This is a genomic window from Flavobacterium notoginsengisoli (genome assembly GCF_014207905.1).
Lineage (GTDB): Bacteria > Bacteroidota > Bacteroidia > Flavobacteriales > Flavobacteriaceae > Flavobacterium > Flavobacterium notoginsengisoli_A.
The window spans coordinates 758,385-770,011 of sequence record NZ_JACHLB010000001.1 but is presented as its reverse complement, the minus strand read 5'-3'; the positions used below and the strand labels follow the sequence as shown (position 1 = coordinate 770,011).

At 31.1% G+C, this 11,627-nt stretch carries 3 protein-coding genes; all 3 read left to right on the top strand.

All coding sequences use genetic code 11. From position 1 onward, the window contains the following. Positions 1–72: 72 nt before the first annotated feature. The 3 genes from HNP35_RS03290 to HNP35_RS03280 all read left to right on the top strand — a co-directional run bounded on the left by HNP35_RS03290 (position 73) and on the right by HNP35_RS03280 (position 11,592). The gene (locus HNP35_RS03290; RefSeq protein WP_184158491.1) at positions 73–4,437 is read left to right on the top strand and encodes a T9SS type A sorting domain-containing protein; all 4,365 of its coding nucleotides are present in this window, start codon (positions 73–75) and stop codon (positions 4,435–4,437) included. 187 nt (positions 4,438–4,624) lie between these two features. After that, positions 4,625–8,308, top strand: coding sequence for a LamG-like jellyroll fold domain-containing protein (locus HNP35_RS03285; RefSeq protein WP_184158493.1), 3,684 nt, complete (start codon positions 4,625–4,627; stop codon positions 8,306–8,308). Between the two features lie 98 nt (positions 8,309–8,406). Continuing rightward, positions 8,407–11,592, top strand: a complete 3,186-nt coding sequence (locus HNP35_RS03280) for a T9SS type A sorting domain-containing protein (RefSeq protein WP_184158496.1) — start codon at positions 8,407–8,409, stop codon at positions 11,590–11,592. Positions 11,593–11,627 lie beyond the last annotated feature (35 nt).

Here is an 11,627-nt window from a genome sequence, read left to right as displayed (position 1 = left end):
GCTTACGGAATCACGTAAGGAATCTCCGAATTTATGCATTAAACTTGCGCGACCTAATTCTAAACCTATTCTATGAAAACAAAACTACTCTTGTTACTTTTATTGGTAAATTTTTCTTTTTATGCGCAAACAAACTTAGTCTCCAACGGAGATTTTGAAACTTGGACTCCAACGTCGCAACCAACAGATTGGTTCCGTATCTCAAATGGTCTTTTATATCAAGATTCTGATGCGCAAAAAGGCTCTTCAAGTACAAAAATGGAGATTACAAGTGGAACTATCCACAATATGTATAGCTCTCCATTTGCGACTCAATCAGGAAAAACGTATCGTGTTACGATGTATCACAAGCTTGTTTCGGGAACGATAACTTCTGTAGAATTAAGCTTAACAAAAACTGATGTTTTTAAAACACCTATTACAAAAAAAGAAGAAACAACTTCTTTAAATTCTGCTTGGCAAAAAATTGAATTTGAATATGTTGCCACAACTACTCAAAACGCAGAAATTAGCATTTGGATAAAAGGAACAACTGCAACTCAAATTTTGGTTGATAATGTTTCTATTGTTGATGTGGCAGAAATTGGACCAAAATATACGCTAATACCAGATGTTAATTTTGAAAATAAGTTAATTTCATTAGGTTATGACTCCGGAGCTCCAGATGGACAGGTGCATACGGCCAATATTTCAGGAGTAACAGATTTGTACCTTTCTTTCGACTCTATTACAGACCTGACTGGTATTGAAGATTTTACGTCATTGACTTCCTTAAAATCTTATTATAATAATATAACTACTGTAGATCTTTCTAAAAATTTGGCTTTAAAAGAAATCCGTTTTGACGGATTAAAACAAAGCACGTTAAATGTATCTTCAAATATAAATTTGGAAAAACTATCTTTGGTTAGAACTTCATTAAGCAGTATAGATGTTACCGCAAATGTTAATTTACAAGAATTAGTTATTTCTTCTGGCGGTTATAACACTGGAGAAGAAGGATCAGGATTATTTACAAGTTTAGATCTTTCTCATAACCCAAATTTAAAAATTTTCGAATGTAATGGTCAAAAACTCCCTAATTTTGATTTTAGCAGCCATCCGCAACTTGAATCGATTAGTTTTGATGCGTCCAGAGCTACTAGTTTTGATTTTTCTGCTAATATAGCATTGAAAAGTTTAAGTATAAACAATTCTTTTTTACTTGAAAACATTGATCTTTCAAATAATATTAATTTAAGAGAACTATATATTTCTAATACTAAAATAATAAATCTTGATCTTTCGCATAATCCTGCAATGAGATTGTTAAGATGTACAGATGCCAAATCTTTAGAAACTATAAATCTAAAAAACGGAAATAATGCTATTATAAATCCTTCTAATTTATATCTCACACAAACACCAAGTTTACACTGTATTTTAGTTGATGATCCTGTATATTCAGAATCTAATTGGTCTGTTAGTAAGGAAAGCTGGGTTCATTATTCTTCTGTATGTCAAACACCTCAATACACAACAATTCCGGACGTTGAATTTGAAAAAGTACTGATGTTAAAACGTTATGACGGCGTACTTGACGGTAAAGTACTAACATCACGAATCGCTAGTGTTAAAGAGCTTGATTTGAAATATTCAACATACGATAAAATTAGTGACTTAACCGGTATTGAAGGTTTTACTGCTTTAGAAAAATTAACTGTTCCACCACATGATTTGCTAAATTTAGATCTTAGTAAAAATATTGCATTAAAAACATTGAACTGTTCCGGTGTAAATCTAAATGCCCTGGATATTACAAACAACATAAACTTAGTTACTTTAGATTGCGGAAATAACAATTTATCAACACTAAACTTAACTAAAAATATAGCTTTGAATGAGTTAAATATTTCTAGTAATGAATTTAAGAATATTGATCTTTCTGAGAATAAAGCATTAGTAAAATTGATTTTAATGAACAACAATTTTACTACTGTAGATCTTTCTAAAAATACTAACCTAAATTACCTGGATAGTAGACTAAATTACCAATTAAAATGTGTTCAGGTTGCGGAAGTTGATTATGCTCTTAAAAATTGGTCAATTTATAAAGAAGCTATTACAAGTTTTAATTTAGATTGTAATGAATACACGTTAATTCCTGATGATAATTTTGAACAAAAATTAATTGATCTTGGAATTGATAAAGATGGTAAAAATGGAAAAGTGGTTACTTCTAGTATTGCTGGCGTAACTTCATTAGATGTTCAATCTAGCAGCATTAAAGATCTTACCGGAATTCAAGACTTTACTTCGTTAACTTACTTAAACTGTTCAACAAATGTTTTAACGAGTCTTGATTTGTCTAAAAATACTCTTTTAGAAAAATTATATGCTCAAAAAAATGAATTAACTTCATTAAATACAAGTGCCAATAAATCTCTTAAAGTTTTAAATTTAGGCACTAACAAATTAAGTTCTTTAGATATTTCAGCCTTGACAAAACTAGAACAACTTAATGTTAGCAGTAATGCTTTAACTACATTAAATGTTTCTGCAAGCAAAGCATTGGCAAGTCTAAATTGTGGAAATAACAAATTGACTAGCCTAAATTTAACAGCAAATACAGCTTTAACTACTTTATATTGTTTTAACAATCAAATTACAAGTTTAGATGTATCAAGCAACGTTCTACTAGAAAATTTTATGTGTCAAACAAATAAATTGACTACTCTTAATGTTTCTAAAAATACAGCGTTGATTATGCTTGATTGTTTTGAAAATCAAATTACAAGTTTGGATATTTCCAATAATCCAAAAATAACCGAATTGGCTTGTAACAACAATTTATTGACTTCATTAAATTTAAAAAATGGCAATAATACAAAGCTTGATTTGACGTTTTCAAATTTCAAAAACAACGCAAAACTTACTTGTATTGAAGTTGATAGTGAAAGCTATTCTACCACTAATTGGTCGGCTATTAAAGATGCAACAGCAAATTACAATGTAGATTGTAGACCTTACACTTTAATTCCAGATGCTGCTTTTGAAGATAAATTGATCGCACTGCAAATTGACAAAGATGGTAAAAATGGAAAAGTGGTTACTTCAAGTATTGCCTCTGTAACTTCATTAAATATTTCATCTAGCGCTATTAAAGATCTTACAGGAATTCAAGATTTTGTTTCTTTAAAAGCATTAAACTGTAGTACAAACCAACTGACAGCTATAAATCTTGTAAACAATCTTTCATTAACTGAATTAAATGCTTCTAATAATGCGTTAACAAATCTTGATATTACCAAAAATCTGTCATTAGCATCATTAGATTGCTCTTACAACACTTTAACAAATATTGAAGTAAGCAAAAACACGGCATTGGCAACATTAAATGTCTCTTACAACGCCTTAACAACTCTTGATGTTAGCAAAAACAAAGCATTGACGGCTTTAAATGTTTCAAACAATAATTTAAATTCTTTGAATGTAAAAAATGGTTTCAATACCAATATGGATTGGTTCAGTGTGAACTTTACTAAAAATGCTTCTTTGGGCTGTATTCAGGTTGATAATGCGAAATATTCTAATGATGAGTGGAATGGAAAACTAGACAAAACTTCTTATTTCACAGAAGACTGTAATACCTTTACGCTTATTCCTGACAGCAATTTTGAAGATGAATTGATTGCCTTGAAAATTGATATTGATGGTAAAAACGGAAAAGTTTTAACTTCAACTATTTCAAATGTAAAAGACTTAAATGTTCAATTGAGTGACATTAAAGACTTAACGGGAATTCAAGATTTTACTTCTCTAGAGTTTTTAAACTGCCAATTCAATCTTTTGACTTCATTGAATGTATCTAAAAATTCAAAATTAATTGAATTGTACACACACGGAAATGAATTGACAACACTGGACGTATCTGCAAATACTGCTCTTACAACTTTGCAAGCCAACAAAAACAAAATAACTGCTTTAGATTTATCTAAAAACAGCAAATTGGTTTACGTGAATGTGATGGAAAATGCATTGAAAACATTGAATCTTAAAAATGGAAATAACAGCAATTTCACAGGTGCATTATTAAATAAAAATACATCTTTGACTTGTATCACAGTTGACAATCCTTCTTTTGCGGCTTCGAGCAGTGTGTTCTTTAAAGATACTGCGGCTACATATTCTGCAACATGTACATTAGGAATTGAAGATTCTGTTTTCAGCAAAGCGACAGTTTTCCCTAATCCAACAAAAGGAGAAGTTAACATTAACAATGTTTCTTTAGAGAAGGCAACGGTTTACAATTCATTAGGACAATTGGTTAAAACGTTTGTCTTCAATAATGGCGAAACTAGTAACACTATAAATTTATCTGGTTTACCAAGAGGAGTTTATTTTGTGTATTTAATTAGCGGAGATGCTGCTTCTGCGAAAAAAATAATCGTTGAATAATTATTAATCGGCAAATTCAAATCCCATTTTCAGAATATTGAAAATGGGATTTTTTGGTTAAATAATTTCAATGTTTAACCAAAGGAAAAGTTGAATAATTTTCTTACGTTTGCGTTGCGATTTTTTTTTACTTTTTTATTCATTTGTATTTGTTCCAAATCTAACACATGACCCTAATATTTAGCCTATGAAGAAATTTCTACTTTTAATTTTAGTCTTTTCCTTTTCGCAAATTAATGCACAATGCTGGCAAACAGTAGTTGCTGGAAATAGCTATAATATCGCACTAAAACCAGATGGAAGTTTATGGGGATGGGGTAACAATTCAAGCGGACAGTTAGGAATAGGTTCTACGACAAGCAAAAATGTTCCAACAAGAATAGGAACTGCTAATAACTGGAAAATAGTTTCGGCTGGTTGGGGACATACAATGGCTATAAAAACCGATGGGACTTTATGGGCTTGGGGTTATGGCAAAATAGGCCAAATAGGTAACGGTTCAGGCTCAATGGGAGCTTACAATGCAATACAACAGGTAGGATCTGATAAAAATTGGAAAACTGTTACTACAGGATTACATCATACCATGTCAATTAAAAATGATGGAACTTTATGGGCTTGGGGCAATAATGAATTTGGACAACTGGGAGACGGTACAATAGTTGATAAAAACATTCCTGTACAAATTGGTTCTGACAAAGATTGGGAAATAATATCTACTGGATACAACCATACAGTAGCTTTGAAAAAAGATGGCTCTTTATGGGCTTGGGGAGATAATAAAAATGGAACACTTGGAGATAATAGTACCATAAGCAAAATTGTTCCTACACGAATTGGCAATGACTCAAACTGGAAAATTGTTGTTGCTGGATTTAACCACACAATTGCTATAAAAAATGATGGTTCATTGTGGGCTTGGGGCTTTAATGGAAATGGAGCAATTGGAGATGGCACTAGTACAACTAGAATCCTACCAGTACAAATCGGAACAGCACTAAATTGGAAGACAGTTGCGACGGGTTTTGATAGTACTTATGCGACAAAAACAGATGGAACAATATGGAGTTGGGGATATAATAATGCCGGAAAACTTGGCATTGGTACAACAGATAAAAGTTTTGTTCCCATACAAATAGGAATGTCAAATAATTGGGCTATGGGTATTGGTGGGAATAATCATGGAGGCGCTTTAACCTTAGATGGCGATATATATACTTGGGGAGGAAATTCTGCATCACAGTTAGGCGACGGAACCACAACTGATAGATATTCACCAGTGCTTGTAAATTGTAGCGAAAGTTTAACTGCCACAACACAAGTAATTGCTCTAAGCTGTTTTAATGACTCCACTGGATCTGCATCTATAACATCTGTAGTTGGCGGTACTGCTCCTTACACCTTTCTTTGGTCTAACGGAAAAACAACCGCAACTATTACAGGCTTAGCAGCTGGTACTTATACGTGCATTATAAAAGATGCAAAATCAGTATCAATCTCACAAAGCGTTAGCGTTCCGCAGCCAACACCTATTGTTGCTACAACTACTGTTATAAATTCCAGCTGTAATAGCACAAACGGAAGCTTAACTATAAATGCTTCTGGAGGAACACCACCTTACCAATACTCGATTTTACCTGCTGGCAATTATCAAAGCTCAAACGTGTTTTCTAATTTGCCTCCAGGAAATTATGAAGTAATGACGAAAGATAGCAAAGGGTGTTCAGTTCTAATTGCGGCAAACATAACTGCACAAGTTGCCCCGCCCGTAATAACAAATAGTATTCAAACTTTTAACAATTCTGCTACTGTCGCAAATATAAAAGCTTCTGGATCTTACCTTAGATGGTACGATGCGCTAATAAACGGAAAATACTTATTACCATCGACTTTACTAAAAACAGGTAAGTACTACGTTTCACAAACAATTAATAATTGTGAAAGTACAAGAGCTTCAGTAGAAATAATTGTGGAACAAATATCAGTTGGAGAACAAATACCAACGGATGGCCTTATTGCTTATTATCCTTTTAATGGAAATGCAAATGATGTTAGCGGAAATAAATCAAATGCACTTTCTTTTGGCGCTACACTAACATCAGATAGATTTGGAAAAGCTAATAATGCATACCGTTTTAATGGATCTACTGATTATATGAATGCATCTATTCCAAATATTCCTATTGGTAATTCTTCAAGGACAATTTCGGGATGGTTTAAAACCGACAATCCTTTTTCTAGCTCAAATAAACATGAAGTTTGCATATTTAATTATGGCAATTTGGAAAATGTACAGAGACTTGCCCTCTCAATTTATAGCAAAGGTTATCTTCAAACTATAACTGGAGCAGATTTTTCTAATAACGATTTCTACATAAATAATTATAACTACAGCAACAATGACTGGTACTTTTTTACACTTACCTATAATGGACGAAATCTTTCGATTTATGTAAATGGCAAATTTGTAGATGAAAAAACCGTAAATCTAAATACCACTACCAATAATCTTTTTAGAATAGGCGAAAGATTTCCAGATAATAAGAGCGAAGCTTTTAAAGGGTCAATCGATGATATAGGTATCTGGAATCGTGTTTTAACTCCTGAAGAAATTATGGGTTTATACACTTCACAAATGGATGACAGCCATTTTACCGCTATTCCAGATCCAAATTTTGAACAAAGATTAATTAATCTAGGTATTGATCTTGATGGCAAAAATGGAAAAGTACTCAATGAAAGCATCTCAAATTTGAAATCTGTCAATCTTAACAATAGTTCAATTAAAAACTTAGCTGGAATAGATGGCTTTATTTCTTTGAAAGGATTAAGGGTTTCAGATAACCAATTGACTAATTTAGATTTATCTAAAAATATCCATCTTGACACTTTGTATTGTAACAATAACAAACTTAGAAGTCTGAATTTAAAAAATGGAAACAATAAAAACTTTTATAACAAAGCATCAAATTTTACTGGCAATCCAGATTTAACTTGCATTCAGGTTGATGATGCAGCTTTCTCTAATTTAAATTGGGCAGCAATAAAAGATGAAAAAGCACAATATAATACAGATTGTGGTGTCGCTCATACCTTAATTCCTGACCCTAATTTTGAAAAAAAATTAATCGAACTAGGAATCGATACTGACGGTTTAAATGGGAAAATTACAATTGACAATGTGCTATCTATAACTTCTTTAGATCTTTCAAACAGTAATATTAAAGACTTGACTGGCATTGAATATTTTACACAATTAAGAACTTTAGACGTTAGTAACAATCAGCTAAAAAGTTTAGACCTTAGTCAAAATACGCTATTAGAAGTTTTAAATGCTTCTTTAAATCAAATTACTTCTTTAGATCTTTCTAAAAATGTAAATCTTAAGGTAATTTATGTAGTCGCAAATCCTCTAACTGATTTAAATGTTAAAAACGGAAATAATAAAAATTTTATTATCTCTTCTGTAACGAGCAAACAAACAGCTTCTAATTTAACAACCACTTTTTTAGGGCTTAAAACTTTGAGTTGTATTACGGTAGATGATGTAAATTACGCTAATGCAAACTGGTCTAATATTAAAGAATCTACAACAAATTATTCTGCAAAATGCACCTTAGGAATTGAAGATTCTGTTTTCGACAAAGCAATCGTTTATCCAAACCCAACAAAAGGTGAAGTTCATATTAACAACATTGTTTTAGAAAAAGCAACCGTTTATAATTCATTAGGACAATTGGTCAAAACGTTTGTCTTCAATAATGGCGAAACTAGTAATACTATAAATTTATCTGGTTTGCCAAGAGGTGTTTATTATATATACCTCATAAATGGAGATGCCGCATCCGCGAAAAAAATTATTGTAGAATAATTAGTCAAATAATAATCCCGTAGTCAATAGTTTGAAAACGGGATTTTAAAAGTTTTTAATAAAGTCAATAAACTGCCAAAAATTTTCAAATCTAGCCTATGAAAACAAAACTACTTTTAATTTTATTATTAGCACATTTCACTTTTTATGCTCAAACGAATTTAGTCCCAAATGGTGGATTCGAAAAGTGGACAAGCAAAACAGCATTGTCCGATTGGACAATTCAAAACAATGTTACTCAAAATGCTGCAGATTATTGGGACGGATTTAACAGCGCGATGCTATCTTTTACAAATAGTGCTCCGAAAATTACAACACAAGTTCCTTTAACCGCAGGAGTTACGTATGTAGTTAAATTCAAATATAAATACTTAAGCAGTAATTATAACACTTCTCACCCAATTGTATTAAACATCAACAAAAACGGAAGTGCAACACCCCTTTCTAGCAGTTATTTTGCCAAAAATAACAACTGGACAGCTGTTGAAACTACTTTCACACCAGATCAAAATTTATCTTACGATTTGAGTATTTCTTTAAATACTCTTGATAATATAGGGTTCAATGCCGCTATAGATTATGTACAGATTTATGCTAAAGGAACCGAGCAATATACTCTTATTCCTGATTTGAGTTTTGAAAAAAACTTGATTGCTCTTGGTTACGACTCTGGCTCAACAGACGGAAAAGTGTTAACATCTAATATTGCTACATTAACTTCTTTAAACATTATAGCTAATACTAATGGGGTTGGTTTAGTTAAAGATTTGACGGGAATCCAAGATTTTACAGCATTAACATTATTAAATTGTCAAGGCCAAGAATTGACAACTTTAGATCTGACTAAAAATACTGCTTTAGTTACTTTAAATTGCCAAAACAACTTGCTGACAAATTTAGATATTTCTAAAAACTCCTCTTTAAGTACTATTATTTGCAATAATAATAAACTAACAAATCTTGATGTTTCTGAAAAATTAGCCTTGACCAATTTACAATGTACATCTAATAAATTAACAAGTCTAAATACTTCAAAAAATACTGCTTTAATCACGCTACTTTGCGACAAGAACTCACTAACAGGTCTGGATATTTCAAAAAACATTGCTTTAGTCACTTTAGATTGTTCAACGAATTCATTAACAAGTCTGGATGCTTCAAAAAACATAGCTTTGACATCTTTATATTGTAAAGACAACTCTCTAACAAGTTTAAATGTAAAAAATGGAAATAATACTGCTTTTTACTGGAATTCTATTAATCATTTAAGTTTTTCTGGAAATAAAGATTTGAAATGTATCACTGTAGATGACGTAATTTATTCAAATAAAAATTGGACGGAAAACAAAGAATCTGGGGCTACTTATGCCTTAGCTTGTGATGGGAAGTACACCGCTATTCCTGATGTAAGATTTCGCCTAGAACTAATAAATCTCGGACTAGATTCAGGTTATCTTTCTGGAAAAGTACTAACATCAAACATTTCTTCCGTTAAAACTCTTGATTTATCTTCCAAAAACATCACAGATCTTACAGGAATTGAGGATTTTACTGAATTAACTTCCTTAAGTTGTGGTAATAATAAGTTGTCTTCAATAGATATTTCAAAAAATATTGCTTTAACAACATTTAACTGCTCAGCTAATTTTACAATAGATTTTCTTGATATTTCTAAAAATATTAATTTAAAAATCTTAAGTTGTCATAGCCTAAACATAAGAGATTTAAATCTAAAAAATAATTTAAAACTGACTGAAATAAACTGTAGTTATAATTCTTTGACTAGTTTAGAAATTTCTAATAATCTTGATCTTAATATTCTTAATTGTTCTAATAATCGATTGCCACTGATAGATGTTTCGAAGAATACTAAATTGGCTTACTTTGATTGCTCCAAAAATAAGTTAACAAATCTTGATGTTTCTAATAATGCTTCTCTAACTACTTTTTATTGCAACTCTAACAATCTGTTTAATCTGAATGTAAAAAATGGTAATAACCTTAAATTGAGTAAACGTAACTTTCTCGACAATCCAAACTTGACATGCATTAATGTTGACGCTTATAGCACTTCGAGTTGGGATGCTAATAAAGATCCAAAAGCTTTTTACAACTCAAACTGCAGTGGTGAAAATACTCCTTATACTCTTATCCCTGATCCCGCTTTTGAGCAAAAATTGATAGATATGGGAATTGATACTGACGGTAAAAATGGAAAAGTAATTACAACCAATATATCTTCACTAAAATCGTTAGATGTGTCTTCCAGCAATATTACAAATTTAACAGGAATTGAAGAATTTACATCTTTAACTTACTTAGATTGCGGTTCAAATAAAATCTCCAAAATTGATTTAACAGAAAATACTGTTTTAACTACTTTGTTTTGTCCTAAAAATGATCTGGAAGGTTTGAATCTTTACAAAAATACATTCTTAACTTATTTAGATTGCAACACAAATCGATTAAAAGGACTAGATGCATCTTACCTTAAAGCCCTAACTTATTTAGATGTAAGTCATAATTCTATTCCTACCGATTTTCAAGATCTATTTTTGTTTTACAATACTGCCTTAACAAATTTAAATTGTTCCTATAATAAATTGACGACTGTAGACATAAGTAGAAATGTAGCTTTAACCACTTTTAACTGTAGTAACAATCTACTGAGAACCGTAAATACGGGTAGAAACTCGGCCTTAGTGACTTTTATTTGCAATAATAATAACTTAGAAAATTTAGAGTTGACTTCAAACTTGGCCTTAGCGACTTTTATTTGTAATAATAATAAACTAGATTTTTTAAATTTAAGTAAAAATGTTATGCTAAGTAAATTCGATTGTCAATATAATGAGTTGCGATATTTGAATTTAAAAAATGGGAATAACAAAAATTTTGATTTGACTGTTTCTAATTTTACAAACAATTCGTCACTTACTTGTATTAATGTCGACGATGAAAATTATTCAAATGCAAATTGGGCAGATAAAAAAGATACAAAAGCAGTTTATTCAACAGATTGTAACTCTTTAGGTATTGAAGATTCTGTTTTTGAAAAAGCATTAGTTTATCCAAATCCGACGAAAGGTGAAGTTCATATTAATAACCTTGTTTTAGAAAAAGCAAACGTTTACAATTCGTTAGGTCAATTAGTAAAATCGTTCTCTTTTAACAATGGCGAAAGCAATAACAATATAAACTTATCTGGTTTGCCAAGAGGCGTTTATTATGTCTATTTGATTAATGGAGATGCCGCTTCTGCGAAAAAAATAATCCTAGAATAAACCATCCAATTTAGTTCAATTAAAAAATCCCATCT